This window comes from Pseudomonas sp. NY15463 (assembly GCF_048068415.1).
In the GTDB taxonomy this organism is placed as follows: Bacteria; Pseudomonadota; Gammaproteobacteria; order Pseudomonadales; family Pseudomonadaceae; genus Aquipseudomonas; species Aquipseudomonas mosselii_C.
Genome location: NZ_JBLUQD010000004.1, coordinates 165,732 through 192,209, shown reverse-complemented (window position 1 = coordinate 192,209; position 26,478 = coordinate 165,732). Strand labels below are relative to the sequence as shown.

The 26,478-nt window shown below is 64.6% G+C and carries 22 protein-coding genes and 1 riboswitch; of the genes, 16 read left to right on the top strand and 6 right to left on the bottom strand.

Annotated elements, in window-relative coordinates; all coding sequences use genetic code 11:
• The 3 genes from ACNFIC_RS11650 (at nt 1) to ACNFIC_RS11640 (ending at nt 5,073) form a co-directional block, all read left to right on the top strand.
• On the top strand, nt 1-1,401 hold the full coding sequence (locus ACNFIC_RS11650) for a PIG-L deacetylase family protein (RefSeq protein ID WP_416781042.1): 1,401 nt from the start codon (nt 1-3) through the stop codon (nt 1,399-1,401).
• A gap of 62 nt (nt 1,402-1,463) precedes the next feature.
• A complete protein-coding gene (hldE, locus tag ACNFIC_RS11645; protein ID WP_138219184.1) occupies nt 1,464-2,885 on the top strand; it encodes a bifunctional D-glycero-beta-D-manno-heptose-7-phosphate kinase/D-glycero-beta-D-manno-heptose 1-phosphate adenylyltransferase HldE in 1,422 nt (473 codons plus the stop codon).
• A gap of 256 nt (nt 2,886-3,141) precedes the next feature.
• Complete coding sequence (locus ACNFIC_RS11640) at nt 3,142-5,073, top strand: acyltransferase family protein (protein ID WP_416781041.1); 1,932 nt, start codon at nt 3,142-3,144, stop codon at nt 5,071-5,073.
• 30 nt (nt 5,074-5,103) lie between these two features.
• On the opposite strand, the gene ACNFIC_RS11635 is transcribed toward ACNFIC_RS11640, so the two are convergent.
• Genes ACNFIC_RS11635 through ACNFIC_RS11620 form a run of 4 tightly spaced genes read right to left on the bottom strand, consistent with a single transcriptional unit; the run spans nt 5,104 to nt 8,387 of the window.
• Nucleotides 5,104-5,979: a metal ABC transporter ATPase gene (locus ACNFIC_RS11635; protein WP_416781040.1), complete on the bottom strand. Its 876-nt coding sequence runs from the start codon at nt 5,977-5,979 to the stop codon at nt 5,104-5,106.
• A 34-nt stretch (nt 5,980-6,013) separates the two neighbouring features.
• Nucleotides 6,014-6,826 carry an aldo/keto reductase gene (locus ACNFIC_RS11630; protein ID WP_138219183.1) on the bottom strand — a complete coding sequence of 271 codons (813 nt, stop codon included), beginning with the start codon at nt 6,824-6,826 and terminating at the stop codon, nt 6,014-6,016.
• Nucleotides 6,823-7,998: an NAD(P)/FAD-dependent oxidoreductase gene (locus ACNFIC_RS11625; protein ID WP_416781039.1), complete on the bottom strand. Its 1,176-nt coding sequence runs from the start codon at nt 7,996-7,998 to the stop codon at nt 6,823-6,825. The genes ACNFIC_RS11630 and ACNFIC_RS11625 overlap by 4 nt, the downstream gene beginning before the upstream one ends.
• Nucleotides 7,999-8,054: 56 nt before the next feature.
• Complete coding sequence (locus tag ACNFIC_RS11620) at nt 8,055-8,387, bottom strand: DMT family transporter (RefSeq protein ID WP_138219181.1); 333 nt, start codon at nt 8,385-8,387, stop codon at nt 8,055-8,057.
• 88 nt (nt 8,388-8,475) lie between these two features.
• Here ACNFIC_RS11620 and ACNFIC_RS11615 point away from each other — a divergent pair, with 88 nt between their 5' ends.
• Nucleotides 8,476-9,366 carry a LysR family transcriptional regulator gene (locus ACNFIC_RS11615; RefSeq protein WP_138219180.1) on the top strand — a complete coding sequence of 297 codons (891 nt, stop codon included), beginning with the start codon at nt 8,476-8,478 and terminating at the stop codon, nt 9,364-9,366.
• Nucleotides 9,367-9,377: 11 nt separating this feature from the next.
• Nucleotides 9,378-10,649, top strand: coding sequence for a lipid IV(A) 3-deoxy-D-manno-octulosonic acid transferase (waaA, locus tag ACNFIC_RS11610; protein ID WP_416781038.1), 1,272 nt, complete (start codon nt 9,378-9,380; stop codon nt 10,647-10,649).
• A 114-nt stretch (nt 10,650-10,763) separates the two neighbouring features.
• On the opposite strand, the gene ACNFIC_RS11605 is transcribed toward waaA, so the two are convergent.
• Nucleotides 10,764-12,200, bottom strand: coding sequence for a TolC family outer membrane protein (locus tag ACNFIC_RS11605; RefSeq protein WP_416781037.1), 1,437 nt, complete (start codon nt 12,198-12,200; stop codon nt 10,764-10,766).
• A gap of 160 nt (nt 12,201-12,360) precedes the next feature.
• A riboswitch (TPP riboswitch) is annotated at nt 12,361-12,467 on the top strand.
• A 153-nt stretch (nt 12,468-12,620) separates the two neighbouring features.
• On the opposite strand from ACNFIC_RS11605, the gene thiC reads away from it, so the two are divergent.
• The gene (gene thiC, locus ACNFIC_RS11600) at nt 12,621-14,501 is read left to right on the top strand and encodes a phosphomethylpyrimidine synthase ThiC (RefSeq protein ID WP_416781036.1); all 1,881 of its coding nucleotides are present in this window, start codon (nt 12,621-12,623) and stop codon (nt 14,499-14,501) included.
• A gap of 149 nt (nt 14,502-14,650) precedes the next feature.
• Nucleotides 14,651-15,934, top strand: coding sequence for a putative hydroxymethylpyrimidine transporter CytX (cytX, locus tag ACNFIC_RS11595; protein WP_138219176.1), 1,284 nt, complete (start codon nt 14,651-14,653; stop codon nt 15,932-15,934).
• Here cytX and ACNFIC_RS11590 read toward each other — a convergent pair.
• Nucleotides 15,903-16,649 (bottom strand): RsiV family protein, encoded by a 747-nt coding sequence (locus ACNFIC_RS11590; protein WP_416781035.1) that lies wholly within the window; start codon nt 16,647-16,649, stop codon nt 15,903-15,905. The two genes, cytX and ACNFIC_RS11590, sit on opposite strands and share 32 nt — an antisense overlap.
• Before the next feature lie 185 nt (nt 16,650-16,834).
• Here ACNFIC_RS11590 and ACNFIC_RS11585 point away from each other — a divergent pair, with 185 nt between their 5' ends.
• From ACNFIC_RS11585 to ACNFIC_RS11545, 9 genes are all read left to right on the top strand, one after another.
• On the top strand, nt 16,835-17,452 hold the full coding sequence (locus ACNFIC_RS11585) for an NUDIX domain-containing protein (protein ID WP_138219174.1): 618 nt from the start codon (nt 16,835-16,837) through the stop codon (nt 17,450-17,452).
• Nucleotides 17,443-17,895 (top strand): DUF1249 domain-containing protein, encoded by a 453-nt coding sequence (locus ACNFIC_RS11580; protein WP_416781034.1) that lies wholly within the window; start codon nt 17,443-17,445, stop codon nt 17,893-17,895. The genes ACNFIC_RS11585 and ACNFIC_RS11580 overlap by 10 nt, the downstream gene beginning before the upstream one ends.
• An 86-nt stretch (nt 17,896-17,981) precedes the next feature.
• Nucleotides 17,982-18,785 carry a 3',5'-cyclic-AMP phosphodiesterase gene (gene cpdA, locus ACNFIC_RS11575; RefSeq protein WP_416781033.1) on the top strand — a complete coding sequence of 268 codons (804 nt, stop codon included), beginning with the start codon at nt 17,982-17,984 and terminating at the stop codon, nt 18,783-18,785.
• A gap of 482 nt (nt 18,786-19,267) precedes the next feature.
• Complete coding sequence (locus ACNFIC_RS11570; RefSeq protein WP_138219171.1) at nt 19,268-19,876, top strand: YqiA/YcfP family alpha/beta fold hydrolase; 609 nt, start codon at nt 19,268-19,270, stop codon at nt 19,874-19,876.
• A gap of 36 nt (nt 19,877-19,912) precedes the next feature.
• Nucleotides 19,913-21,817, top strand: coding sequence for a DNA topoisomerase IV subunit B (parE, locus tag ACNFIC_RS11565; protein WP_138219170.1), 1,905 nt, complete (start codon nt 19,913-19,915; stop codon nt 21,815-21,817).
• Entirely contained in the window at nt 21,814-22,800 is a 987-nt protein-coding gene (locus tag ACNFIC_RS11560) for an esterase-like activity of phytase family protein (RefSeq protein ID WP_138219169.1), read from the top strand. The genes parE and ACNFIC_RS11560 overlap by 4 nt, the downstream gene beginning before the upstream one ends.
• Nucleotides 22,797-23,315, top strand: a complete 519-nt coding sequence (locus tag ACNFIC_RS11555; protein ID WP_138219168.1) for a retropepsin-like aspartic protease family protein — start codon at nt 22,797-22,799, stop codon at nt 23,313-23,315. The genes ACNFIC_RS11560 and ACNFIC_RS11555 overlap by 4 nt, the downstream gene beginning before the upstream one ends.
• A gap of 10 nt (nt 23,316-23,325) precedes the next feature.
• Nucleotides 23,326-25,584 (top strand): DNA topoisomerase IV subunit A, encoded by a 2,259-nt coding sequence (parC, locus tag ACNFIC_RS11550; protein WP_138219167.1) that lies wholly within the window; start codon nt 23,326-23,328, stop codon nt 25,582-25,584.
• Between the two features lie 175 nt (nt 25,585-25,759).
• Nucleotides 25,760-26,467 carry a PqiC family protein gene (locus ACNFIC_RS11545; RefSeq protein WP_138219166.1) on the top strand — a complete coding sequence of 236 codons (708 nt, stop codon included), beginning with the start codon at nt 25,760-25,762 and terminating at the stop codon, nt 26,465-26,467.
• Nucleotides 26,468-26,478: the final 11 nt, after the last annotated feature.

Here is a 26,478-nt window from a genome sequence, read left to right as displayed (position 1 = left end):
ATGAGTGCACGCAAGCAACAGTTGTTGAAAGTCCACCGTCGCAACAAGCGTATCGCCCTGTTGCTGGCGCTGCTGGCCTTGCTGGTGGTGGGGGTGGTCCTGGCCTGGTGGCTGGTGCCGCTGCTCATGCTGGTGGGCTGGGTCGCCCATGAGGCGTGGTTTGCCGATCACCTGTTCTACCGTGGCAGCGACGACTACCAGTACTGCTTCCCCGAGGACGCTCAGAGCCAGGCGGCGATCATCGAAGGCGGACGCTTGAAACTGGCTGGCGAACTGCCTCCCGGCGAGACCTTGGTGCTGGCCGTGCGCGTGCGCCATACGTGGCTCGGGCGTTGGCTGGACCCGTTCGTCGAGGTGGGCGATGACCGCCAGGACTTCGAGCGTGGCGTCGATGGCGTGCGCTACCTGAACCTGTCTGGCCAGCGCGATGCTTTGGCCCGTGGCGAACTGACGGTGCGTGGCCGTCGCTGCCGCGTGGCCACCGAGGCCACCTTGCACGTCATGGCAAGTCCCGATTTCACCCGTCAGCGCACGCTGATCCTCGCGCCGCATGCCGACGACGCGGAGCTGGCCGCGTTCGGTTACTACAGCCGCTGCCCGGAGGTGGCCATCGTTACCCTCACCCAGGGCGAGATCGAGGCCGAGAACTACCAGCGACTGGGCTTGGACAAGGCTGGCGCTGCCCGCCTGAAGGGCCGCCTGCGCAGTTGGGACAGCCTGGCGGTGCCGCTGTGGGGCGGGGTCAAGGCCAGTCATTGCGTACAGCTGGGTTATTACTGTCTGCAACTGCCGGCCATGGCCGCCGAACCGGACAAGCCCATGGCATCGCGCGAGTCGGGCGAGGGCGATATCCGCAGCGTGCGCCAGCACAACCCGCTGAGCCTGCCGGGCGATTGCGATGGGGCGCCGACCTGGAGCAATCTGGTCGCCGACCTGGTGGCACTGCTCGAGCACTACCGGCCCGAGGTGGTCGTTACCCCGCACCCTGAACTCGACCCGCATGCCGATCACGTGGCTACCACCCAGGCGATTTTCCAGGCCATCGCCCTGAGCGCGCATAAGCCGACCACAGCGTTGTTCTACGCCAACCACCTGCACGACAACGACCGCTGGCCCATGGGCCCGGCCGGTATGGGTATCGCATTACCTCCGGCAATCGAGCCGTTGCCCGCCGACCGCCTGTGGAGCCCACTGCTCGATCCGGCGCGCCAGTTGGACAAGGCCATGGCCTTGGGTATGCAGCATGACTTGCAGGGACCGCTGTCGTTCAAGCGCCGTTTGCGCCGCCAGATCCAGCGCCTGCTGGCCGGGCGCACCTGGCCGGCCACGGGCGACAACGAGTTCTTGCGCAAGGCGGTTCGCCGGCACGAGCTGTTCTGGGTGCGGCGGATCTTGAGTTGAAGTGGTGGGATTAGGCCTGTGCTAATATCCCGCCCCTGTTCATTCTGTCTGATGGGTTGTCCATGAAGTTGTCCATGCCGCGTTTCGATCAAGCCCCGGTTCTGGTGGTCGGCGATGTCATGCTCGACCGCTACTGGCATGGCGGTACTTCGCGTATTTCGCCGGAGGCACCAGTGCCGGTGGTCAAGGTCGACCAGATCGAGGATCGTCCGGGCGGCGCGGCCAACGTCGCGCTGAACATCGCGGCGTTGGGTGCACCCGCGGCGTTGGTCGGCGTCACCGGCCAGGACGAGGCAGCCGATAGCCTGGCCAATAGCTTGCAGGCAGCCGGCGTGCGTTCGGTCTTCCAGCGTATCGCCCACCAGCCGACCATCGTCAAGCTGCGGGTCATGAGCCGTCACCAGCAACTGCTGCGCATCGACTTCGAGGAACCCTTCGCCACCGATGCGCTGTCGCTGAGTGCCGAGGTCGACAGCCTGCTTGATGGGGTCAAGGTGCTGGTGCTGTCCGACTACGGCAAAGGTGCGTTGAAGAACCACCAGGCGCTGATCGAGGCCGCGCGCGCCAAGCACATTCCGGTGCTGGCCGACCCGAAGGGCAAGGATTTTTCCATCTACCGTGGCGCCAGCCTGATCACCCCCAACCTGAGCGAGTTCGAGACCATCGTTGGTCGTTGCAGCGATGAGGCCGAGCTGGTTGCCAAGGGGCTGAAGCTGCTCGAGGAGCTCGACCTGGGGGCCTTGCTGGTCACCCGTGGCGAGCATGGCATGACCCTGCTGCGCACCGGCCACCCGGCGCTGCACTTGCCGGCGCGTGCCCGTGAAGTGTTCGATGTGACCGGTGCCGGCGACACCGTGATTTCCACCCTGGCCGCCGCGATCGCTGCCGGTGAAGACCTGCCCCACGCCGTGGCCCTGGCCAACTTGGCCGCGGGTATAGTGGTTGGCAAGCTGGGTACCGCTGCGATCAGTGCCCCCGAGCTGCGTCGCGCGATCCAGCGCGAAGAAGGCTCCGAGCGCGGTGTGCTGGGCCTGGAACAACTGCTGCTGGCCATCGACGATGCGCGTGCGCACAACGAGAAGATCGTCTTCACCAACGGCTGCTTCGACATCCTGCACGCCGGCCACGTGACCTACCTGGAGCAGGCCCGCGCGCAAGGTGATCGCCTGATCGTCGCCATCAACGACGATGCTTCGGTCAGTCGCCTGAAAGGCCCTGGCCGGCCGATCAACAGCGTCGACCGGCGCATGGCCGTGCTGGCCGGGCTCGGGGCCGTGGACTGGGTCATCAGTTTCCCTGAGGCTACCCCGGAGAACCTGCTGCGCCAGGTCAAGCCGGACGTGCTGGTCAAGGGCGGCGACTATGGCATCGATCAGGTGGTTGGCGCGGATATCGTCAAGGCCTATGGCGGCACCGTGAAAGTCCTGGGGCTGGTAGAAAACAGCTCCACCACAGCGATCGTCGAGAAGATCCGCAAGCACTGACGCCTCTCGCGTCACAGGCCTGTCCTGCTATTCAGGCGTGCAGTAGCCATTTACTGGCTGCTGCACGTCTGAAAAACCTCGCAAAGACCTTAAAGGTTCTTCACTCTCTGCCGATAAAGCGCGTGCCGCAGCGCATGGGCCGTGAACCGGTGTCTGCATACGGTAACGATATCGCAGTCGGTCGTCGTGCCTGCCAGGTATGCCAGGACGCTGACCGACGCTAATTAGCTGTGAGGGGTGCTAGGTGGACTCAGGGATGAGGGCCGGAGGCGCGACGAACGCGTTTCGTCGTGACATCAATGGATTGCGCGCATGGGCGGTGATGGCGGTGGTGCTCTACCACTTTGCCGTGAGTGGTATCGGCGGCGGGTTCGTCGGGGTAGACGTGTTCTTCGTCATCTCTGGCTACCTGATGTTCGGGATCATCAGCAGCGGGCTTGAGCGCGGTGACTTCTCGGTCTGGCGTTTCTACCTGGCGCGTGCCCGGCGCATCGTGCCGGCGCTGTTCGTGTTGTGCGTTGTGATGTTGCTGGCCGGGTGGTTCTTCCTGATGCCTGAGGAGTACCGGGTGCTGGGTCGGCATGTCCGGGAGAGCCTGACGTTTGCCTCCAACGTGCGTTACTTCAAGGAGTCTGGCTACTTCGACGTGGCCTCCCAGGAGAAGTGGCTGTTGCACACCTGGTCGCTCTCGGTGGAGTGGCAGTTCTACCTGATTCTGCCCCTGGTGCTGATGCTGCTGGCCCGGTTCCTGCCAGGGCGGCGCGGGGTCATGGGGGTCGTGGGTGCGTTGTTCGTGGTCTCGCTCGGGTTGTGCGTATGGCGTTCGAGTGTATCGCCCAGCGACGCCTTCTACCTGATCCAGAACCGTGCCTGGGAAATGCTCGCCGGTGCCATGGTGTACATGGCCGGACAGCGGGCGTTTTCGGGCTTGCAGCGGCGTGCCTTGGAGTTGCTGGGCTTCGCCCTGGTGATCGGCGCCATCGTGCTGTTCGACAAACATACCCTGTGGCCAAGCTGGCGCGCGGTGCTGCCGGTGCTGGGCAGTGCGCTGATCCTGTTGGCGGCCCGGCAAGATTCAGCCTGGACCGATAACGCCCCGGCGCAGTGGCTAGGTACCCGCTCGTACTCGATCTACCTGTGGCACTGGCCACTGGTGGTTGCCCTGGCGTACATGGACAAGGCTGCGGATCCGCTGTGGATCGCCATGGGCGTCATCGTATCGCTGCTGCTCGGTCACCTCTCTTACGTGTGGGTGGAAACCCCTGCCCAGCAGCGTCTGGGTCGTTTCACTGCCCGCCGTGCCGGTGCGGTGTTGGTGCTCGGGGTCGCGGCCATGATGGTGCTGGCGCAACAGGTACGCATGACCGGCATACCCAAGCGTCTCCCTGAAGCTGTGGCGCTGGTCGATGCCGAGCGCAACAACCACAACCCACGCCTGAAAGAATGCCTCGACCCCGACAAGTCCTGCCATTACGGGGAGGGCGCGACCCGCGCCATCCTGATTGGCGATAGCCATGCCGACGCCGTGGTCACGGCGTTGCAGGCGGCCTTGCCGCAGGCGCAGGGGAGCGTGTTGTTCCGTGGTGGCAGTGGCTGCCTGGTGACCTTTGGCATGCACAATGCGACGGGCAAGCGCTACTGCGACAAGCTCAACCATGACCTCGAAGAGGAATACACCCGCTACCCGGCGAATGTGCCGGTGGTAGTGGTCGGTCGCACTTCGCAGTACATCGGAGGTGGGGAGCCGAGCGAGTTCCGGCCATTGTTCAATCTCGGCGACGATTCGGTGACAGTCGACAAGGCCTTCCTCACAGAGTTCAAGCAACGTTACGTCGATACCATGTGCCGCCTGGCCAAGGACCGGCCGCTGTATCTCGTGCGACCGCTGCCGGAAATGCCTGGCAGCGTACCGACCCGTCTGGGGCGCGCGATGTTGTTGGGCAAGAGCGTCGAGATCAGCCTGCCGCTGGAGCGCTACCAGGCACGGCACGCGTTCGTGTGGGCGATGCAGGATGAAGTGGCGAGCCAATGCGGTGCGCACCTGCTCGATCCGTTGCCCTACCTCTGCGCGCAGGGCGCCTGTCAGGGTGTCGAGGCTGGCCGACCGCTGTACCGCGATGCCGATCACCTCAGCGAGTTTGGCAACCGTGCGTTGATTCCGATGTTCGGCCAGATCTTCCAGTTGTGATTGCCCGTCTGGGTACGGTACTGGCCGTGCTCAGGCGTGCAAGCGTGCCCGCCAGTCTTTCCAGCTGATGCGCTCGTCATGCACCAGCCAACCGTCCTGAGCGGCGAAGCTTTCCGATAGCCATACTCCATCGCTGGTGACCGGGCGCAGTTGGCCGTCGGTCAGGCTCAGCAGTTCGGCACCGGGGCGCTCCTGGTGCACCGGCAGCAGGAACAGGTCGGGCTGCTCGCGGTCCAGGCGTGCGATCAGTTGGCCCTCTTCCAGGTGTTCGTCGACATGCAGCAGGCTGAGCTGGCTGGTATCGCGCGGCAGCGTCAGGCGCAGGTCGTAGACCAGTTGTAGGGAGGCGGTCGGGGTGTGTACGTAGGCGCGTGGGCGTTCGATCAGTGGCAGGCGCGCGCAATGCACCGGCCGCGCTGCGCCCGACAGCGGGCTGAGGGTGAAGTGGGCATTTTGCCGGTAGCGCAGGGTGTGCTGATAAGGCGCGGGCATCCAGGTGTCGCCGAAGCGTCCGGCAAGCCAGCCTTCCGGCGTTTCCAGCAGGCATTCTTCAGCGACTTCCTGCAGGGCCGTGAGCAACGGCAGGTTGAGTTCGTGGGCCGGTACGTAGCCGGAGATCAGCTTGAGCACCACGTCGCCACGATCCTGGCGTTGCTGGCGTACCAGTACCCAGTAGTCACGGCCTTGCCATTCCAGGGTCAGGCGCACCGAAACGCCCAAGTTGGCCAACTCGATGACGAAGCATTCGCTGTTGGGCAGCTCGATGGCCTTGCGCCGTTGCAGGGTCTGGGCGAAGTTCTGGGGAGCACCGATGCCTTGGTACGTGAGGCCATCGGGGGTGGCCTCTACGTGCAACGCCAGGGTCTTGAAGTCGCTTGGGTTCTTGCGGATCAGCGTACGCGGCACGAGGCTCCTCCTTGCGTTGGGCCCGCCAGGCGCTTCAGTGGCGACCGAGGATGCGGGCGACGGTGGCCACGTTATGGGCCAGGTGGATGGGGTTGATGGTGCCGACGATGGCACTGCTCACGCCGGGGTGGGCGAACAGCAGCTCGAAACTGGCCTGCACCGGATCGACGCCGGGTGCCAGGCAGGCATGACCGCTGGCCAGGGCCTTTTTCACCAGGATCGCCTTGCCGTGTTCGGCAGCGTAGTCCAGCACTGGGCGTTCCGCCTGTTCGTTGAGGTTGTAGGTGACCATGGCGCAGTCGCCTTGCTCCAGGGCCTTAAGCCCGCCGGCGACGGTTTTGCCGGAGAAACCATAGCCGAGGATCTTGCCCTCCTGCTTGAGTGCGGCGAGGGTGTCGTACACCTCGGCTTGCTCGAGAATCGCCAGGTCGTTGCCGTCTGAGTGCACCAGCACCAGCTCGATGCGGTCGGTTTCCAGACGCTTGAGGCTGCGCTCCACCGAGCGTCGGGTGTGGGCAGCGCTGAAGTCGAAGTGCGACAGGCCGTCGTCGAATTCCTCGCCGACCTTGCTGACGATCACCCACTGTTCGCGCTGGCCACGCAGCAGCGGGCCGAGGCGCTCTTCGCTGCGGCCATAGGCCGGTGCGGTGTCGAGTAGATTGATACCCAGCTCGCGGGCCTGAGCCAGCAGCAGACGCGCGGCATCGTCGTCGGGGATGGTGAAGCCGCTGGGGTACTTGACGCCTTGGTCGCGGCCGAGCTTGACCGTGCCCAGGCCCAGCGGCGAGACGCGCAGGCCGGTGCTGCCCAGGGCGCGGTGATGATCGTGCAGGGTCGGCAGGCTCATGGCAGCAGTTGCTCCCACGCAGGCACGCCCAGTGGCGGGCGTGGCAGGTCGGTAAGGTCGGCTTTGGCCAGCGGGCGGATAGCGTCGCGCTCGAAGCTCGCCAGCACGCGGTCGGCGAAATCCGGGGCCAGGGCCAGCTTGGTCGGCCAGCCCACCAGCAGGCCTTGCTGTTCGGCGAGGAAGGCGTTGTCGGGGCGCACCAGGCCCGACTGTGCCGGTTCGGCGCGCTCGACACGCAGGGTCGCCCAGCGCACTTGGGTCTGGTCGACCCAGGGCAGCAGGCCGGCGATTTCCTGTTGTGCGGCTGCAATCTGCGCTGCCGGCTCACGGGCCACGCCGTCGGCTTCGGCCAGATCACCGCCCAGGTACCATACCCATTGGCCGTCGGCGGCCGGGTGGGTGGTCACGGTGACCCGTGGCTTGGGCCCGCCACCCAGGCAGTGGGCATACAGCGGCTTGAGGTTGGGGCCTTTGGCCATGACCATGTGCAGGGGGCGGCGCTGCATGGCCGGTTGCTCCAGGCCGAGTGCATGCAGCAGCGCCTCGGTGCCGCCGCCGGCGCTGAGCACTACGCGCTGGGCGCGAATCTCGCGGCCATCGACGCGCAGGCCGACCAGTGCGTCGGCCTCATGCAGCGGTTCGATATGCTCGCCGGCCAGCAGGCTGTCGCCGGCCAGTTGCGCGAGGTTGGCCAGCAGGCTCGGCACGTCGATGACCAGTTCGGCCAGGCGGTAAACCTTGCCCTTGAATGCGCGGTCCTGCAGGGCCGGTGGCAGTTGCTCACCCTTGACCTGATCGACCCGGCCGCGTACGGCCTTGCTGGCGAAGAAGCTGGTGAGGTTGCCGGCCAGGGTGCCGGGGCTCCACAGGTAGTGGGCATCGGACAGTAGGCGAGTACTGCTGAGGTCCAGTTCGCCCGTGCCGGCCAGCGCCTCACGCCAGCGTCGTGGCATATCGGCGATGGCCTCGGAGGCCCCGGTCAGGGCGCCGTGCAGGGCATATTTGGTGCCACCGTGAATGATCCCCTGCGACTTGATGGTCTGCTCGCCGCCAAGGCTCGCGCGCTCCACCAGTACCGTCGAATAACCCAGCCGGCGCAGGCGGGCATTGAGCCAAAGGCCTGCGACCCCGGCGCCGACGATCAGTACGTCAGTGGAAATGGCGGATGGCATGGGGGCACCTCTAAAGCGGGATAGGTGCGCAGTATACATTCACATGGGAGCAGGGATCAGTGTCCGGCGGTATTGGAGAACACCTGGATCACCACCACCCCTGCAACGATCATGGCCATGCCCAGCATCGCCGGCACATCGAGTTTCTGCCCGTAGATCACCAGCGCCGCGACGCTGATCAGCACGATGCCCAGCCCCGACCAGATGGCGTAGGCGATGCCCACCGGAATGCTGCGCACCACCAGGGTGAGCATCCAGAACGCCACGCCGTAGCCGCACACCATCAACAGCAAGGGCAGCGGCGTGTTCAGGCCCTTGACGGCTTTCATGGAGGCAGTGGCGATGACTTCGGCGCAGATGGCGATGGCGAGATAGGTGTAGGCGTTCATGGCAGATCCTCCGTTTCTGGCTGGGCATTCTAGGGCAAGCCTGGATGCGGTAAAGTCATTAGCTATCTGAATTGGAGATAGGTTGCTAATGACCGAGCAATGGAACCTTGAACAACTGCGCTTGTTCGTGCGCACGGCCGAGTTGCGTTCGTTTTCTGCTGTCGCCCGCGAGCAGCATAAGGCGCAATCGGCGGTGAGCAGTGCCATCGCGCTGCTGGAGGCAGACCTGGGCGTGACCCTGTTCGAACGCAGCAGCGGTCGCCAGCCACGCCTGACCGAGAATGGCGCCGCGTTGCTTGAGGACGCCCGTGAACTGCTGCGTCAATGCGAGCGTCTGGATGGCCGCGCGCTGGCGCTGATGCGCGGCCAGGAGGCGCTGCTGCGAGTGGCCCAGGACGAGGCCATGCCCTACCAACCGGTGATCGACAGCCTCGACGAACTGGCCACGCGCTACCCCTACCTTGAAGTGCAACTGGCCAGTGGCGCCCAGGGTGATGTGGCGCGCAAGCTGGTGGAGCGGCGCGCCGACCTTGGCCTGTTTTTCCATCATGAGAGCATCCCGGCGTCACTTGAGCGGCGTGCCCTTGGCAGTGTCGAGATGGTGACGGTGTGCGCTATTGACCATCCGCTGGCGCGTCTCGACTACGTGAGCTGCCAGCAATTGGCGCGGCACCGGCAGTTGTTGATCACGCCACAGCAAAGTGGCTACCCCGGCGGCGAAGTGGCCAGTCCGCAGGTCTGGCGCGCCGATAGCTTCTACGCCATGGCCGAACTGCTGATGCGCGGCCTGGGCTGGGCCTGGCTACCGCGCCATGTGGTGCAGTACCCCACTTACCAGACGCAGATGGTCGAGTTGGTCAGCGAATGGCGCCCCCCGGCGTTGGTCGCCGAGCTGGCCTGGCGCCGCGACGAGCCCTTGGGCCCGGCTGCGCAATGGCTGGCTGAGCGCTTTGCGGTGCACTTGCGTGCGATCGGGTAAACTCCGCCGCCATGAACAGAACCCTCTATACCTTGCTGTTTCACCTGGGCCTGCCGCTGGTGGCGCTGCGCCTGTATCTGCGTGGGCGCAAGGCGCCGGCATACCGCGCGCGCGTTCTTGAGCGCTTCGCCTTCAAACTGCCCGCGATCAAGCCTGGCGGTATCTGGGTGCATGCGGTGTCGGTGGGTGAGAGCATCGCCGCTGCGCCCATGGTTCGCGCGTTGCTCAAGCAGTACCCGGACGTGCCGATCACCCTCACCTGCATGACCCCGACCGGCTCCGAGCGGATCCTTGCGATGTTCAAGGACGAGCCGCGGGTGCAGCATTGCTACCTGCCCTACGACCTGCCGTGGGCGGCGGGGCGTTTCCTCGATCATGTGCGCCCGACGTTGGGCATCATCATGGAAACCGAGCTGTGGCCGAACCATATCCACCAGTGCGCCAGGCGCGGGATTCCGGTGGCGCTTGCCAATGCGCGGCTGTCGGCGCGTTCGGCGCGTGGTTATGCGCGTTTTGCCGGATTGACCCGGCCGATGCTTGAGCAGATGAGCCTGATCGCCGTGCAGACTGAAACCGAGGCGCAGCGTTTTCGCGACTTGGGCGCGCGCCCTGCCTGCGTGCAGGTGACCGGCTCGATCAAGTTCGACTTGAAAGTGGACGAACAACTGCTGCCCCGCGCCCGTGCGCTGCGCGAGCAGTGGGGCGCCATCCAGCGCCCGGTGTGGATCGCGGCCAGTACCCATGAGGGTGAGGACGCGCTGGTGCTCGATGCCCATCGCCGCTTGCTCGACGTGCATGGCGATGCCTTGCTGATTCTGGTGCCGCGCCACCCGGAGCGTTTCAACGCCGTGCATGCCCTGTGCGCCGAGCGTTTTGCCACGCTGCGTCGCTCCAGCGGTGATGTGCTGTCGGCGCAGACCCAGGTGTTGGTGGGTGACACCATGGGCGAGTTGCTGTTCCTGTACGCCGTGGCGGATATCGCCTTCGTTGGCGGCAGCCTGGTGGCCACGGGTGGGCACAACCCGCTGGAGCCTGCTGCGCTGGCATTACCGGTGATCATGGGACCGCATGTGTTCAACTTCCTCGAAATCAGCGCGATGTTGCGTGATGCGGGGGCGTTGAAGCAGGTCGATGATGCCGAGGGCTTGGCCGCCGAGGTACGCCGCCTGATCGAGCTACCGCAGGACGCCCGGCGCATGGGCGAGGCGGGTAGGGCGGTGATGCAGGCTAATCAGGGGGCATTGCAGCGGTTGTTGGATGGGGTGGCGAAACTCATTAGCTGACATCTTCGCTGGCTTCTTCGCGGGCAAGCCAGCTCCCATAGGGACATCACAAACTTCAAGGCTTGTGCTGTACCTGTGGGAGCTGGCTTGCCCGCGAAGAATCCAGCGCCGGTATCATGGCCTGCGTTCGAAATTCTTCGCCGCCGCTGCCGCCAAATCCGGTGGCAGGAAGTCCCGGTCCGGGTTGTAGTCGGCTTTCAGGTAGCGCCCCAGGTCTTGCAGGTCCTGCGGACTCAGGGTTCCGGCGGCCTGCTTCAGGCGCAGGTTGTCGAGGATGTAGTCGTAGCGACTGTTGTTGTAGTCGCGCACCGAGGTGTACAGCTGGCGCTGGGCATCGAGCACGTCGACGATGTTGCGGGTACCCACCTGGTAGCCGATTTCGGTGGCTTCCAGCGCGCTCTGGTTGGAGATGATCGACTGTTTGCGCGCTTGCACCTGTTCCACATCGGTGTTTACCGCGCGGTGCAGGTTGCGGGTGTTTTCTACTACCTGGCGGCGCAGGCTCTCGCGCTGCTGCTCGCTCTGGCTCAAGCGAGCGTAGGCCTCGCGCACCTGCGAACTGGTCAGCCCGCCGCTGTAGATCGGGATGCTCAACTGCAAGCCAACGCTGGTCTGCTCGACGTCACCGCCATAACGCACGCCAGCTTGCGGTGCGGGGTTGGTGAAGCCGAGGCTGTCGTTGTCACCTTTCTGGTACTTGGCCACGGCGTCCAGCGTTGGGGCATGGCCGGCCTTGCGTTGGCGCAGGGTCTGTTCGGCGGCCGCGACGGCTTGGTTGGTGGCTTGCAGGTTGAGGTTCTGGCGCCCAGCGGTTTCGACCCAGGCCTTGGCGTCGTTGGGGGTCGGCACCTGCACCGGCAGGCTGTGCACCACGCCCTGGATCGAGCTGTACTGGCGGTTGGTGAGGGTGACCAGCGCCTCGAAGGCGTCCTGCACCCGGCGCTCGGCGATCAACCGGTTGGCCCGTGCGGTGTCGTAGCTGGCCTGGGACTGGAGCACGTCGGTCTTGTCGGACAGGCCCACGTCGAAACGCTCGTTGGACTGGTCGAGCTGGCGCTTGAAGGCGGCTTCCTCGGCCTTGGTCGAGGCCAGGTTGTCCTGGGCGCGCAGCACGGCGAAGTAACTTTCGGCGGTTTGCAGGATCAGGTTCTGTTCGGTGGCTGACAGTTCCAGCACGGCTTGCTCGTTGACCGCTTCGGCGGCTTGCAACTGGAACCAGCGGTCGGCGCGGAAGATCGGTTGGGCCAGGGTCGCGCTCCAGGTGTTGCCGCTACGGTTGGAGGTCATCGACGGTTCGTCCAACTGGGTGCGCGTGTTCATCATCTCGGCGCCTGCCGACAGGTTCGGCAACAGGCCGGCGCGCGCCTGTGGCACCACCTCGCGGCGTGCGCCGTAGTCGGCGCGGGCGGCGGCCAGGTCGGCATTGTTGTCCACTGCCTCCTGATAGACGCTGACCAGGTCCGTCTTGACCGTGGTGGGCGGGTCCATTGCCCAGGCCGCGCCGTTGGACGCACAGGACACGGCAATCGCCAGTGAAAGTTTGCGCAGCATAGGGCAATCCTTGATCAGGTTCTTATTTACTGTACTTTCGAGTATCGAAACGATGCGCCAGTGTAGTGCCATGTGTCCTCGGCAACAATCCATGCGTTGCCATTCATCACGGCAGGCTCGACACGCTTGGCTTTGTCGGCCACTCCAGCTTAGACTGCGCACGTTCTTGTCGGGGTGCCTTGAAGCAAAGGCTGAGATCGCAGAGGTGCGGATCCCGTTGAACCTGATCAGGTTAGCGCCTGCGTAGGGAACAAGATTGCTCTCCTTCCCGGGAGCCTCTTGTGCCAGGTCCGGGATTGTCGACGCTCATGCTCGATGGCACTCCCAGTATCCGGCACTGCACTCATCAAGGGGTGCGTCCGCGTCCTTCAGGTTCTTCCCCGACATTCCGCCCGCTGGAAGCCGTCTGGAGAGCCTGTGATGAGCAAACAAGAAAAAACGATCCACCTCAGCGAGTCGGCGCAAGTCGACCAGCAGTCCGTGCAGCCGCTGCCCAATTCGCGCAAGGTGTATGTCCAGGGTTCGCGCCCCGACATCCGCGTGCCCATGCGCGAGATCAGCCTGCATGACACCCCCACCGACTTCGGCGGCGAGAAGAACGCCCCGGTATTGGTCTACGACACCTCCGGCCCTTATACCGATCCCAGCGTCATCATCGATGTACGCAAGGGCCTGGGCGATGTGCGCTCGGCCTGGATCGACGCGCGTGGCGACACCGAGCGCCTCGAGGGCCTGAGTTCGAACTTCGGCCAGCAACGCCTGAGCGACCCTGAGTTGACCCAGCTGCGCTTCGCCCACGTGCGCAACCCGCGCCGGGCCAAAGCCGGTGCCAACGTTACGCAGATGCACTACGCGCGCCAGGGCATCATTACCGCCGAGATGGAATACGTCGCCATCCGCGAGAACATGAAGCTCCAGGAAGCCCGCGCTGCGGGCCTGCTCGACCAGCAGCACGCCGGGCACAGCTTCGGCGCGAGCATCCCGAAAGAGATCACCCCCGAGTTCGTGCGTGAAGAGATCGCCCGTGGTCGCGCGATCATCCCCGCCAACATCAACCACGCCGAGCTTGAACCGATGATCATCGGTCGCAACTTCCTGGTGAAGATCAACGGCAACATTGGCAACAGCGCGCTGGGTTCCTCGATCGAGGAAGAGGTCGCCAAGCTGACCTGGGGCATCCGCTGGGGGTCGGACACGGTGATGGACCTGTCCACCGGCAAGCATATCCATGAAACCCGCGAGTGGATCATCCGCAACTCGCCGGTGCCGATTGGCACCGTGCCGATCTACCAGGCCCTGGAGAAGGTCAACGGTGTGGCCGAGGACCTGACCTGGGAGCTGTTCCGCGACACCCTGATCGAACAGGCTGAGCAGGGCGTGGACTACTTCACCATCCACGCAGGCGTGCTTTTGCGGTATGTGCCGCTGACCGCCAAGCGCGTCACCGGCATCGTCAGCCGGGGTGGTTCGATCATGGCCAAGTGGTGCCTGGCGCACCACAAAGAGAACTTCCTGTACACGCACTTCGACGAGATCTGCGAAATCATGAAGGCCTACGACGTCAGCTTCTCGTTGGGCGATGGCCTGCGTCCGGGCTCGATTGCCGATGCTAACGACGCGGCCCAGTTCGGCGAGCTGGAGACCTTGGGCGAACTGACCAAGATCGCCTGGAAGCACGATGTACAGTGCATGATCGAAGGCCCCGGCCATGTGCCGATGCAGTTGATCAAGGAGAACATGGACAAGCAGCTGGCGTGCTGCGACGAGGCGCCGTTCTACACCCTCGGCCCGCTGACCACCGACATCGCCCCCGGCTATGACCACATTACCTCGGGCATTGGGGCGGCGATGATCGGCTGGTTCGGCTGCGCCATGCTCTGCTATGTCACGCCCAAGGAACACTTGGGCCTGCCGAACAAGGATGACGTCAAGACCGGGATCATCACCTACAAGATCGCGGCCCACGCTGCCGACTTGGCCAAAGGCCACCCTGGCGCGCAGATCCGCGACAACGCGCTGTCCAAGGCGCGCTTCGAATTCCGTTGGGAAGACCAGTTCAACCTGGGCCTGGATCCGGACACCGCCCGCGCGTTCCACGACGAGACGCTGCCCAAGGAGTCGGCCAAGGTCGCGCACTTCTGCTCGATGTGCGGGCCGAAGTTCTGCTCGATGAAGATCACCCAGGAGGTGCGTGAATATGCCGCCAAGATCGACACTGTCGAGGTGACGGTCGAGCAGGGTATGCGCGAGCAGGCCGAGCGGTTCCGCCAGGAAGGCAGCCAGTTGTACCAGAAAGTCTAGGCAGCAAAAGCGGGGCCGCTTTGCGGCCCTTTCGCGGCACGAGGCCGCTCCTACAGGGGACCGCAATCTTCTGTAGGCGCGGCCTTGTGCCGCGATACGAGGACGTAGTCCTCGCCCCCATACTCACAATAACTCCGGCGAGCGCCAGCATGAGCACACCCAGCCACTTCTCACCCGACCACCCCGTTCCCAGTCAGCACCGCCAGTTCGGCGCCCGCGACCTGTTTTCGCTGTGGTTCTCTTTAGGCATCGGCCTGATGGTCCTGCAGGTCGGCGGTCTGTTGGCGCCCGGCCTGGGTCTGGCGGGATCGATCCTGGCGATCATGCTGGGCAGCGCCGTCGGTGTGCTGTTGCTGGCCTCGGCGGGGGTGATCGGCAGCGACACCGGCCTGTCGGCCATGGCCACTCTGCGCCTGACCCTGGGCGGTCACGGCGCGCGCCTGCCGGCACTGCTCAACCTGCTGCAACTGGTAGGCTGGGGCGCGTTCGAGATCATCGTCATGCGCGACGCCGCCGGCCTGCTGGGTGCGCGAACCTTTGGCGAGGGCAGCGTGTGGAGCAGCCCGCTGCTGTGGACGCTGTGCTTTGGCGCCTTGGCCACCTTGCTGGCGGTCAGCGGGCCGCTGACGTTCGTGCGCAAGGTGCTGCGCAAATGGGGCATCTGGTTGCTGCTGGGGGCTTGCCTGTGGCTGACCTGGAACCTGTTCGCCAAGGCCGATCTGGTCGACCTGTGGCGCCGTCCGGGCGATGGTTCGTTGTCGCTGGCGCTGGGTTTTGACATCGTTATCGCCATGCCGCTGTCGTGGTTGCCGCTGATCGCCGACTACTCGCGCTTCGGCAAGCGCGCCAGCCGGGTGTTCGGCGGCACCGCGCTGGGGTTCTTCATCGGCAACGCCTGGCTGATGAGCCTGGGTGTGGCCTATACCCTGGCCTTCGCCCCGAGTGGTGAAGTCAATGCGCTGCTGCTGGCACTGGCCGGTGCCGGGCTGGGCATCCCGCTGCTGCTGATTCTGCTGGACGAGTCGGAGAATGCCTTCGCCGACATCCACTCGGCGGCGGTATCCACGGGGCTGTTGGTGAAGCTCAAGGTCGAGCACCTGGCGCTGGCGATCGGCATGCTATGCACCTTGATCGCGCTGCTGGCGCCGCTGGCCCAGTACCAGAACTTCCTGTTGCTGATCGGTTCGGTGTTCGCGCCGCTGTTCGGCGTGGTGCTGGTGGACCACTTCCTGGTCCGCCGCCGCCGCCTGCCTGCACAGGTGTCGGGTCTGCACTGGCAAGCGCTGCTGGCGTGGGCGGTGGGGGTGGCGGCCTATCACCTGATGGCCGCCGAGGCACCGGAGCTTGGCGCGACCCTGCCGGCTCTGCTGCTGGCAGGGGTGCTGCATGGCCTGCTATCGCTCAGCCGCGGCCGGGAAACAGCTCGGGCCTGAGGACACCGTTCAGACGCGGGTAGGGGATCTTCAGCTCAACGTGGCCCATGGAGTAGGGCGCGATGGCATAGACCTCGTACTTGACCACTACCGCACCGTAGGTCAGGGCGATATGCGGCGAGCGCTTGAACGGCCAGGTCTTGACGAATTCGGGGTCCTTGTCCATTCCGGTGCTGATCTGCCAGGCGCGGTGCGACTCCTCGACGGTCTTCCAGAAGGTCTGCTCCTGGCCGGGCAGCAGCATGTCGTCCAGCGTGAGCACCTTGTCCAGCTTGCGTGAATAGTTGATGAAGCCGCGCCCCGGCATGCCGTGGGCGCCGCCGGTGTCGAGGTAGCTGGACAGCTCGATGATCACCAGGCCGTCATGCTGCTCGCGTACCTTGGCTTGCAGGTAACTGCTGTTGCGCTTGTCGGCGTGTGCCAGGTACTGCTGTTCATAGGCTTGCAGCGAGGCTGGCGGGGTGCCGCGCTGGTTGTCCTCGGTCAGTTGCAGCAGGCGTTTCTCGACGATGGCGTCGAGCTTGGGCAGGGCCGGGAAGTGCACGGTGTCGATGTTCACCAGCGGGCAATCGCTTTCGCTGCAACCGGGCTTGAGATGCTCCCAGGCATCACGCTTGACCTCAAGCGGCGCCCGGTAATTGGGGGTGAACAGGCTCTGGCAGGCGCCCAGGGCGAGTGCCAGAACAGCCACGCAAGTCAGTTTGACGAGGGTCATGTTGCCTCTTTCACAACGGTGATGATCGGCCTTGGACCGCCTGCGCGGCCCTCAGTTCGCCACTAAGCTATCAGAGAGCGCGACGCCTGTCCCGGCAGTGCGAACGGTCACCGCAAGGGGGTGAAACCGAGCGGCACGCAGGGTAGGATTGCGCGATGCGGTAGACGAGGTAATAAGGAGTTTGCATGACCGATACGCTGAATTCGGTGCCGACCGAGGTCGAGATCGCCAAACGCGAACAGCTGTTCAAGGGCTTTTACAAGCTGGATAAGCTGCACCTGCGCCATGAGCTGTTCGCTGGCGGCATGAGCCGTGAGTTCACCCGCGAACTGTTCGTGCGTCACGATGCCGTATGCGTGCTGCCTTACGATCCGCAGCGTGACGAAGTGGTGCTGATCGAGCAGTTTCGGGTCGGTGCCATGGGCAAGGTCAAAAATCCCTGGCTGATCGAGATGGTCGCCGGGCTGATCGACAAGGACGAACAACCCGAGCAAGTCGCTCACCGCGAGGCCGAGGAAGAAGCCGGCCTGACTTTCAGCGCGCTGTGGCCCATGACCCGTTACTTCCCGTCCCCAGGTGGCAGCGACGAGTATGTGCACCTGTTCCTCGGGCGCTGCGTCAGCGAAGGTGCAGGCGGCCTGCATGGGCTCGAAGAAGAAAGCGAAGACATCCGCGTGCGGGTGTGGTCGTTCGAGGACGCGTTGCAGGCGGTGCGCGATGGGCGCATCTGCAACGCCGCGACGATCATCGGCCTGCAATGGCTGGCGCTCAACCGTGACGAAGTCCGAGGGATGTGGAAGTGAACCTGCTGCGTGAGCGCTATCGCGTCGACCTGGTCGGGCTGCAAACCGCCTGTGAGGCGAACTATGCCCGGCTGATGCGTCTGTTGCCGGACATGCGCACCACGCAGAGCTCGCGGCGCATCGGCATGACCCAGGGCGACCAGATGCTGGGGGTACTGGTGCTCGAAGTGCTGCTGGCCTGCCCATACACCACCACGCTCAAGGTGCGCCAGGAACACAGCTTGCCGTGGCTGCCGGTGCCGGAGCTGGAAGTGCAGGTGTATCACGATGCACGTATGGCCGAGGTGGTCAGTGCCGAACACACCCGGCGCCTGCGCAGTATCTACCCCTATCCCAATACGGCCATGCACCAGCCGGACGAGAAAGCCCAGCTCAACCTGTTCCTCGGCGAGTGGCTCAGCCACTGCCTGGCCTGCGGCCATGAGCTGGAAGCGGTGCGTTGAAATGTGACGTGGGTCGGGTCGGCGTATTTGCGTCGCCGCGATCCGCCGCCATAATCGAGGGCTGAATCCGCCCGAGGAGATGGCCGTTGCCGCAACCACTTGCTTCCCCATCACCCATCCATGTGGTGCAACTGACCGACGCCCATCTGTTCGCCGATCCGGCGGGCACGTTGCTGGGCCTCAATACCCGTGACAGCCTCACCCATGTGATCGGCCAGGTGCGCCGCGAGCAGTCGCGCATTGACCTGCTGCTGTGCACCGGCGACCTGTCCCAGGACGCCAGTTCCGCTTCGTACGAGGCTTTCCGTGACCTGACGGCGGTCCTGGGCGCACCGTCGCGCTGGCTACCGGGCAATCACGACGAGGCCTTGGCCATGAACCAGGTGGCGCCAGAGCTGGTGCAGGCTGTCACTGATATCGGCGCCTGGCGCGTCGTAATGCTCGATTCGGCAGTGGTCGGGGCGACCTTCGGCTGGCTGGCCGACGAACAGCTGGCTGCTCTGGACCAGGCGCTGGCCACGGCGGATGGGCGTCATTGCTTGTTGTGTTGCCACCATCAGCCGGTGGACATCGGTTGCGCCTGGATGGCGCCGATCGGCTTGCGCAACGCCGACGCGCTGCTTGCGCGGGTGGACACTTATCCACAGGTCAAGGCTGTGCTGTGGGGGCATGTGCACCAGCCCTGGGACCAACTGCGGCAGGGGGTTCGCTACCTGGCCACGCCGTCGACCTGCATCCAGTTCACGCCGGGCAGCGAGGATTTTAAGGTCAGCGAGGAACAGCCGGGGTATCGCTGGCTGCGTCTGCATGAGGATGGGCAGATAGAGACAGGCGTCGGGCGGGCGCGGGATTTTGTGGTGACATTGGACTTTGATAGTCCTGGGTATTAGGCCAAGGGGACCGCGTTGCCATAACCCGTTGATTTAGCGGGGATCCTGTAGGAGTTCACCCAGCCCTGCCGGGCTGCGCTGTCGTGCAGAGAACTGATTTCGCAAGCGCGCCGCGTACCCTGTGGGAGCGGCGGTTCGGCGCCCCGACTTGCCCGCGAAGCAGGCGACTCGGTGTATGGCACCGGCTTCGCCGGTGTTCGCGGGCAAGCCCGCTCCCACAGGTCCCTGCTAAATCAACAAGTTATGTGTAGTTCTATGAGAGCGGCCTAGTGCCGCGAAGGGCTGCGAAGCGGCCCCGGGATTTCGGCATCCTGCAGAGTCGCCGGGGCTGCTTCGCACCCCTTCGCGGCACAAGGCCGCTCCTACACAGGTACGCGGTGCGCAGCGGCCCTATGTTTGAAGATTGTGTTGCCAAATCCCCAGTGGTGAACCAATCCCCCACGAACACGCTACACTGCGCGTCTTTGCGCACCGGGGGCAGCATGTCGGGTTCCATCCTTTATATCCATGGCTTCAACAGCTCGCCGCTTTCGACCAAGGCGCGCCAGCTCGAAGCTGTGATGCAGCGGCTTGGCCTGGCTGACCGACTGCGTGTTCCGGCCCTGCACCACCACCCGCGCCAGGCTATCGAGCAATTGCAGGCCGCCATTGCCGAGCTGGGCGCCCCCTTGCTGGTCGGCAGCTCTCTGGGCGGCTACTATGCGACCCACCTGGCCGAGCAGCACGGGCTCAAGGCCCTGCTGATCAACCCAGCGGTCGCTCCGCACCGGTTGTTCGACGGCTATCTCGGCACCCAGCGTAACCTCTACACCGATGAAGCCTGGGAACTGACCCTGGACCACGTGGATGCCCTGGCCGCGTTGGACGTGCCTGCGCCCCAGGATGCCTCGCGCTACCAAGTGTGGTTGCAGACCGGCGATGAAACCTTGGACTATCGCCAGGCCGAGCGTCATTACCGGGCCTGTGCGCTGCGCATTCAGGCCGGTGGCGACCACAGCTACCAAGGCTTCGCCGCACAATTGCCGGCGTTGCTGGCCTTTGCCGGTATTGCCCGCGGGCAGTATGCGGCATTGGATTTTTCTGTATTTTGAGCTTTTTTGCATTCACCAGACTGACGACGAGACCCTATGGCCAATCCCAGCGCTAGCGCCTATAACGCAGACGCCATCGAAGTCCTCTCGGGCCTTGACCCGGTCCGCAAGCGGCCGGGCATGTACACCGACACCAGCCGGCCCAACCACCTGGCCCAGGAAGTCATCGACAACAGTGTCGACGAGGCCCTGGCAGGGCATGCCCGCTCGGTGCAGGTCATCCTGCATGCCGACCACTCGCTGGAAGTTTGCGACGATGGCCGTGGCATGCCGGTGGATATCCACCCTGAAGAGGGCGTGTCCGGGGTCGAGCTGATCCTTACCAAACTGCACGCCGGCGGCAAGTTCTCCAACAAGAACTACCAGTTCTCTGGCGGCCTGCATGGTGTGGGCATTTCGGTGGTCAACGCCCTGTCCACCCAGGTGCGCGTGCGCGTCAAGCGCGACGGTAACGAGTACCAGATGACCTTCGCCGATGGCTTCAAGGCAAGCGAGCTGGAGGTTGTCGGCACGGTCGGCAAGCGCAACACCGGCACCAGCGTGTACTTCAGCCCCGATCCCAAGTATTTCGACTCACCCAAGTTCTCCATCAGCCGTCTCAAGCATGTGCTCAAGGCCAAAGCCGTACTGTGCCCGGGGCTGTCGATCAGCTTCGAGGACAAGGCCACCGGCGAGAAGGTCGAGTGGCATTACGAAGATGGCCTGCGTTCCTACCTGGTCGATTCGGTCAGCGAGTTTCTGCGCCTGCCCGACGAGCCGTTCTGCGGCAGCCTGGCGGGTAACAAGGAGGCGGTGGACTGGGCCTTGCTGTGGCTGCCCGAAGGCGGAGACAGCATCCAGGAAAGCTACGTCAACCTGATCCCCACCGCACAGGGCGGCACCCATGTCAACGGCCTGCGCCAGGGCCTGCTGGATGCGATGCGCGAGTTTTGCGAGTTCCGCAACCTGCTGCCGCGCGGCGTGAAGCTCGCCCCTGAGGACGTCTGGGAACGCATCAGCTTCGTGCTGTCGATGAAGATGCAGGAGCCGCAGTTCTCTGGCCAGACCAAGGAACGCCTGTCCTCCCGCGAGGCGGCGGCGTTCGTTTCTGGGGTGGTCAAGGACGCCTTCAGCCTGTGGCTCAACGCGCACCCAGAGCTGGGCATGCAGTTGGCCGAGCTGGCCATCAGCAACGCTGGTCGGCGCCTGAAAGCCAGCAAGAAGGTCGAGCGTAAGCGCATCACCCAAGGCCCGGCACTTCCCGGCAAGTTGGCCGACTGCGCCGGCCAGGACCCGATGCGTGCTGAGCTGTTCCTGGTTGAGGGTGACTCGGCCGGTGGCTCGGCCAAACAGGCCCGCGACAAAGAGTTCCAGGCCATCCTGCCGCTGCGCGGCAAGATTCTCAATACCTGGGAAGTCGACGGCGGCGAAGTGCTGGCCAGCCAGGAGGTGCACAACATCGCCGTAGCCATCGGCGTCGATCCGGGCGCCACCGACCTGTCGCAACTGCGCTACGGCAAGGTCTGCATCCTGGCCGACGCCGACTCCGACGGCTTGCACATCGCCACCTTGCTGTGCGCGCTGTTCGTCCAGCATTTCCGCCCGCTGGTCGAAGCCGGGCACGTCTACGTGGCGATGCCGCCGCTGTACCGTATCGACCTGGGCAAGGAGATCTACTACGCCCTGGACGAAGCCGAGCGTGATGGCATCCTCGATCGCCTGGTGGCGGAGAAGAAACGCGGCAAGCCACAGGTCACCCGATTCAAGGGCCTGGGCGAAATGAACCCGCCGCAGTTGCGTGAAACCACCATGGACCCGAACACCCGGCGCTTGGTCCAGCTCACCTTGGACGATGTACAGGGCACCACCGAAATCATGGATATGCTGCTAGCGAAAAAGCGCGCCAGCGACCGCAAGAACTGGCTGGAGACCAAAGGCAACCTGGCCGAGGTCCTGGTTTGATTCGTCTGCTGTTCGCAGGCTGGCTCGCACTGTTGGCGCTTGCGGTGCAGGCTGACGAGTGGCCAGAACTCAAGCTCACCGGCGAATATCCGGTCGAGGGCATGCACGGTGGCAACCTGTCGGGCCTGGCGCTTTGTCGGGGAGCGTTGTGGACGGTATCGGACCGCGACGACGACCGCATCTACCGGCTCGACCAGAGCAACCCCACCTGGCAGGCTCAGCCGCTGGTGTTCAGCGCCCCCGAGGCGCCGGACAGCGGCCTACCGTGGGGCCTGAAGATCCGTACCTGGGCTGCCTCGTTCGTGCGTGGCGGCGCGCTGGATTTCGAGGGCATCACCTGCGATCAGGCGGGTAATCTCTATGTCGCCAGCGAGGCCCAGGCGGCGGTGTTGCAGTTGCCGCTCGACGGCGAGGCAAACTGGTTGAAAATTGATCAGGCGCTGCTGCGCCAAGCCCGGGCCAGCGGCATGCTGCTGCATTTCAATGCGCTGTTCGAAGGCTTGGCGATCAATCCCGCTGGCGATCGTCTGTGGCTCGCCGCCGAGCGTGAGCGGCGTGGCTTGTTGGCCGTGCAGCGTCAGCAGTCGGTATGGACCTGTGCAGGCAGCTGCGTGCTGCTCAGCGAGGCTGGGGTCGAGATGCAGCCCCAGGCATTTCCCGAGGCGCGTCCGGTGTCGCGGGATTTCGCCGACCTGGCCTGGTTCGATCATAAATTGTTCACCCTCGAACGCAACGCCTACCGCATCTGCCGGCGCGATGCCGACAGCGGCGCGGTTGAGCGCTGCTGGTCGTTCGCCGCCGACGCTTTGGTGGAATCGCGGCGCTACCAGCAGCCATACGGGCTGGCCGAGGCGCTGGTGATCGACAAGGACGGTGCCTGGATCGGCTTGGACAACAACGACCAGCCGCGCGCCGATGGCGAGGTTCGCCCGATCGTCTGGCGCTTCGCCGCGCCGTCCGGTGGCTGGAGTGCCAACCCATGAGCAAGCCGCCGGGGCAGCGTGCGGGCAAGGTATTGATGATCGTCGCGTGGGCGGCGGCGATGTTCCTTGCCACGCGCTTTTTCGGCCAGTGGGAAGAGCGCCAGCAGAACCCCAACAGCGTGGTGCAGAGCGAGCGCGGCGAGGGCTTCATCGAGGTGCGCCTGCTCAGTAACGGACAAGGTCACTTCGTCGCTGACGGCGCGATCAACGGCCAGGTGGTGCACTTCATGCTCGATACCGGCGCCACCGATGTGGCCATCCCAGAGGCGCTGGCCCGCGACTTGGATCTGGTGCGTGGCGCGGCGGTCGTGCTCAGCACCGCCAATGGCCGCACCGAGGGCTATCGCACCCGTCTCGATACGCTGCAACTGGGCGACATCCGCCTGCACGACGTACGCGCCCTCGTGGTGCCAGGCCTAGATGGCCAAGCCGTGCTGCTCGGCATGAGCGCCCTGAAACAACTTGAATTTACCCAGCGCGGCGGCACCATGCTGTTGCGCCAGAACCTGAAATGACGAGGCCCGCATGAGCGACTCACTGGAACTCAGTCTCGACGGCGTCGAGCGCCGTTCCCTGGCTGACTTCACCGAACAGGCCTACCTGAACTATTCCATGTACGTGATCATGGACCGCGCACTGCCGCATATCGGCGACGGGCTCAAGCCGGTGCAGCGGCGGATCGTGTATGCCATGAGCGAGCTGGGGCTCGATGCCGACTCCAAGCACAAGAAGTCGGCGCGTACTGTCGGTGATGTGCTCGGCAAGTTCCACCCCCACGGCGATTCGGCCTGTTACGAGGCCATGGTGCTGATGGCCCAGCCATTCAGCTACCGTTACACCCTGGTCGACGGGCAGGGCAACTGGGGTGCGCCGGACGATCCGAAGTCGTTCGCCGCCATGCGCTACACCGAGGCGCGGCTGTCGCGCTATTCCGAAGTGCTGCTCAGCGAGCTGGGCCAGGGCACCGTCGACTGGGTGCCGAACTTCGACGGCACCTTGCAGGAGCCCGCGGTACTGCCCGCCCGCCTGCCAAACATCCTGCTCAATGGCACCACCGGTATCGCCGTGGGCATGGCCACCGACGTGCCGCCGCACAACCTGCGTGAAGTGGCCAGCGCCTGCGTGCGCCTGCTGGATGAGCCCAAGGCCACGGTCGAGCAACTGTGCGAGCACATCCAAGGCCCGGACTACCCGACCGAAGCCGAGATCGTCACCCCGCGTGCCGACCTGCTCAAGCTCTACGAGACCGGCAAGGGCTCGATCCGCATGCGTGCGGTGTACCGCGTCGAAGACGGCGACATCGTCGTCACCGCGCTGCCGCATCAGGTCTCCGGGGCCAAGGTGCTGGAGCAGATCGCCGCGCAGATGCAGGCCAAGAAGCTGCCGATGGTGGCCGACCTGCGCGATGAGTCGGACCACGAGAACCCGTGCCGCATCGTCATCATCCCGCGTTCCAACCGCGTCGATGCGGCCGAGCTGATGCAGCACCTGTTCGCCACCACCGACCTCGAAAGCACCTACCGGGTCAACGTCAACATCATTGGCCTGGACGGTCGCCCACAGCTCAAGAACCTGCGCGCGCTGTTGCTGGAGTGGCTGGAGTACCGCATCGGTACTGTGCGCCGCCGCCTGCAACACCGCCTGGACAAGGTCGAGAAGCGCCTGCACCTGTTGGAAGGCTTGCTCACCGCGTTCCTCAACCTGGATGAAGTGATCCACATCATCCGTACCGAAGAGCACCCCAAGCAGGCGCTGATCGCCCGTTTCGAGCTGACCGAGATCCAGGCCGACTACATCCTCGAAACCCGCCTGCGCCAGCTGGCTCGCCTCGAAGAGATGAAGATCCGCGGCGAGCAGGACGAACTGCTCAAGGAACAGAAGCGCCTGACCACGCTGCTGGGCAGCGACACCAAGCTGCGCAAGCTGGTGCGCACCGAGTTGCTCGAAGACGCCGAAACCTACGGCGATGACCGCCGCTCGCCGATCGTCGAGCGCGCCGAGGCCAAGGCCTTGTCGGAAAACGAACTGATGCCTACCGAGCCTGTCACCGTGGTGCTCTCGGAGAAGGGCTGGGTGCGTTGCGCCAAAGGGCATGACATCGACGCCACGGGCTTGTCGTACAAGGCCGGTGATGGCTTCAAGGCCGCCGCTGCCGGGCGCTCGAACCAGTTCGCGGTACTGATCGACTCCACCGGTCGCAGCTACTCGCTGGCCGCCCACAGCCTGCCGTCGGCGCGTGGCCAGGGCGAACCGCTAACCGGTCGGCTGACGCCGCCACCGGGCGCCACCTTCGAATGCGTGCTGCTGCCCGACGACGAGGCGCTGTACGTGGTGGCTTCCGACGCCGGCTACGGCTTCGTGGTCAAGGGCGAGGACCTGCAAGCCAAGAACAAGGCCGGCAAGGGCCTGCTCAGCTTGCCCAACGGTGCCAAGGTCATGACGCCTCGCCCGGTGGCGAACCGAGAGCAGGACTGGTTGGCTGCCGTCACCACCGAAGGGCGCCTGCTGGTGTTCAAGGTCGCTGACCTTCCGCAACTGGGCAAAGGCAAGGGCAACAAGATCATCGGTGTGCCCGGTGATCGGGTTGCCAGCCGTGAAGAATTCGTCACTGATCTTGCCGTGATCAGTGAGGGATCGACCCTTGTATTGCAGGCTGGCAAGCGTACGCTGTCTCTCAAGCCTGACGATCTTGAGCATTACAAGGGCGAGCGGGGCCGCCGCGGTAGCAAATTGCCACGTGGTTTCCAGCGGGTGGATGGGCTGACGGTGGAGCATCCTGCATAAGCGTGCAAGTAGTCTGAATCGGCACTTTCAGCGCTGTTTCGGGCGGAAACGCTGGAGTCGGGCCGTCATTTCGCGGATGATAAGCCCCTCGCGGCGCCGGCGTAGCCGAGCGCCCGGATGAATTCACATGAGTATCACTGCGGTCAGTCTTGTGACGGCCGCCTGGATGGGATGAATGAAATTTCTGCGCCTTCCATTTGCGCTGCTGATGACGGGCCTGCTGGGCCTGAGCGGATGCAGCATGCACCAGCCGGTCGCGTTGTATCAGCTCGACAGCGGTGACCCCGGCCAGCCCTCGCAGGCGGCGGGTATGGCGGTGGTGCTCGGCCCTGTATCGGTGGCCGACTACCTGCAACGGGAAACGTTCTTGCAACGCCAAGCGGACGGCAGCTTGACTGCAGCGACCGACGGTCGCTGGGCCGGCAGCCTTTCGTCGGATATCGACCAGTTGCTGGTGCGTCAGTTGGCCTGGCGCCTGGACAGCCAGCGCGTGGTGCTGGCGCCGGCCAGCGCTGGTTTCACCCCGGACGTGCAGGTGCTGTTGACCATCACCCGCCTGGATTCGGGCAAGAACCAACCGGCCATCCTCGATGCGCAATGGCGTGTGCTGGATCGCCGTGGGCAGGTACGTGACAACCGTATCGTCCACCTGGAACAGCCCCACGCGGGCAGCGAATCGGCGCAAGTGCAGGCCCAGGGCCAATTGCTGCAAAAACTCGCCGAGCAACTCAGCACCACGGTCAAGCCGCTGGCCAACCAGCCGGCTGTCGCCGAGGAAGCACCGCGCAGGGCCGCGCCGGTTCAGGTCAAGAAAGAGCCGGAAAAGCCAAAGATTCCGATGGCTTCACCGATCCGCACCGACATGGAAGTCTATCGCTTCTGATAGTCGAGCCA

What these genes read in the sequence shown, in the direction of transcription:
- ACNFIC_RS11650 (WP_416781042.1), top strand. Translation starts at nt 1, where the DNA reads ATGAGTGCACGCAAGCAACAGTTGTTGAAAGTCCACCGTCGCAACAAG.
- hldE (WP_138219184.1), top strand. Translation starts at nt 1,464, where the DNA reads ATGAAGTTGTCCATGCCGCGTTTCGATCAAGCCCCGGTTCTGGTGGTC.
- ACNFIC_RS11640 (WP_416781041.1), top strand. Translation starts at nt 3,142, where the DNA reads ATGAGGGCCGGAGGCGCGACGAACGCGTTTCGTCGTGACATCAATGGA.
- ACNFIC_RS11630 (WP_138219183.1), bottom strand. Translation starts at nt 6,826, where the DNA reads ATGAGCCTGCCGACCCTGCACGATCATCACCGCGCCCTGGGCAGCACC.
- ACNFIC_RS11625 (WP_416781039.1), bottom strand. Translation starts at nt 7,998, where the DNA reads ATGCCATCCGCCATTTCCACTGACGTACTGATCGTCGGCGCCGGGGTC.
- ACNFIC_RS11620 (WP_138219181.1), bottom strand. Translation starts at nt 8,387, where the DNA reads ATGAACGCCTACACCTATCTCGCCATCGCCATCTGCGCCGAAGTCATC.
- ACNFIC_RS11615 (WP_138219180.1), top strand. Translation starts at nt 8,476, where the DNA reads ATGACCGAGCAATGGAACCTTGAACAACTGCGCTTGTTCGTGCGCACG.
- waaA (WP_416781038.1), top strand. Translation starts at nt 9,378, where the DNA reads ATGAACAGAACCCTCTATACCTTGCTGTTTCACCTGGGCCTGCCGCTG.
- ACNFIC_RS11605 (WP_416781037.1), bottom strand. Translation starts at nt 12,200, where the DNA reads ATGCTGCGCAAACTTTCACTGGCGATTGCCGTGTCCTGTGCGTCCAAC.
- thiC (WP_416781036.1), top strand. Translation starts at nt 12,621, where the DNA reads ATGAGCAAACAAGAAAAAACGATCCACCTCAGCGAGTCGGCGCAAGTC.
- cytX (WP_138219176.1), top strand. Translation starts at nt 14,651, where the DNA reads ATGAGCACACCCAGCCACTTCTCACCCGACCACCCCGTTCCCAGTCAG.
- ACNFIC_RS11590 (WP_416781035.1), bottom strand. Translation starts at nt 16,649, where the DNA reads ATGACCCTCGTCAAACTGACTTGCGTGGCTGTTCTGGCACTCGCCCTG.
- ACNFIC_RS11585 (WP_138219174.1), top strand. Translation starts at nt 16,835, where the DNA reads ATGACCGATACGCTGAATTCGGTGCCGACCGAGGTCGAGATCGCCAAA.
- ACNFIC_RS11570 (WP_138219171.1), top strand. Translation starts at nt 19,268, where the DNA reads ATGTCGGGTTCCATCCTTTATATCCATGGCTTCAACAGCTCGCCGCTT.
- parE (WP_138219170.1), top strand. Translation starts at nt 19,913, where the DNA reads ATGGCCAATCCCAGCGCTAGCGCCTATAACGCAGACGCCATCGAAGTC.
- ACNFIC_RS11555 (WP_138219168.1), top strand. Translation starts at nt 22,797, where the DNA reads ATGAGCAAGCCGCCGGGGCAGCGTGCGGGCAAGGTATTGATGATCGTC.
- parC (WP_138219167.1), top strand. Translation starts at nt 23,326, where the DNA reads ATGAGCGACTCACTGGAACTCAGTCTCGACGGCGTCGAGCGCCGTTCC.
- ACNFIC_RS11545 (WP_138219166.1), top strand. Translation starts at nt 25,760, where the DNA reads ATGAAATTTCTGCGCCTTCCATTTGCGCTGCTGATGACGGGCCTGCTG.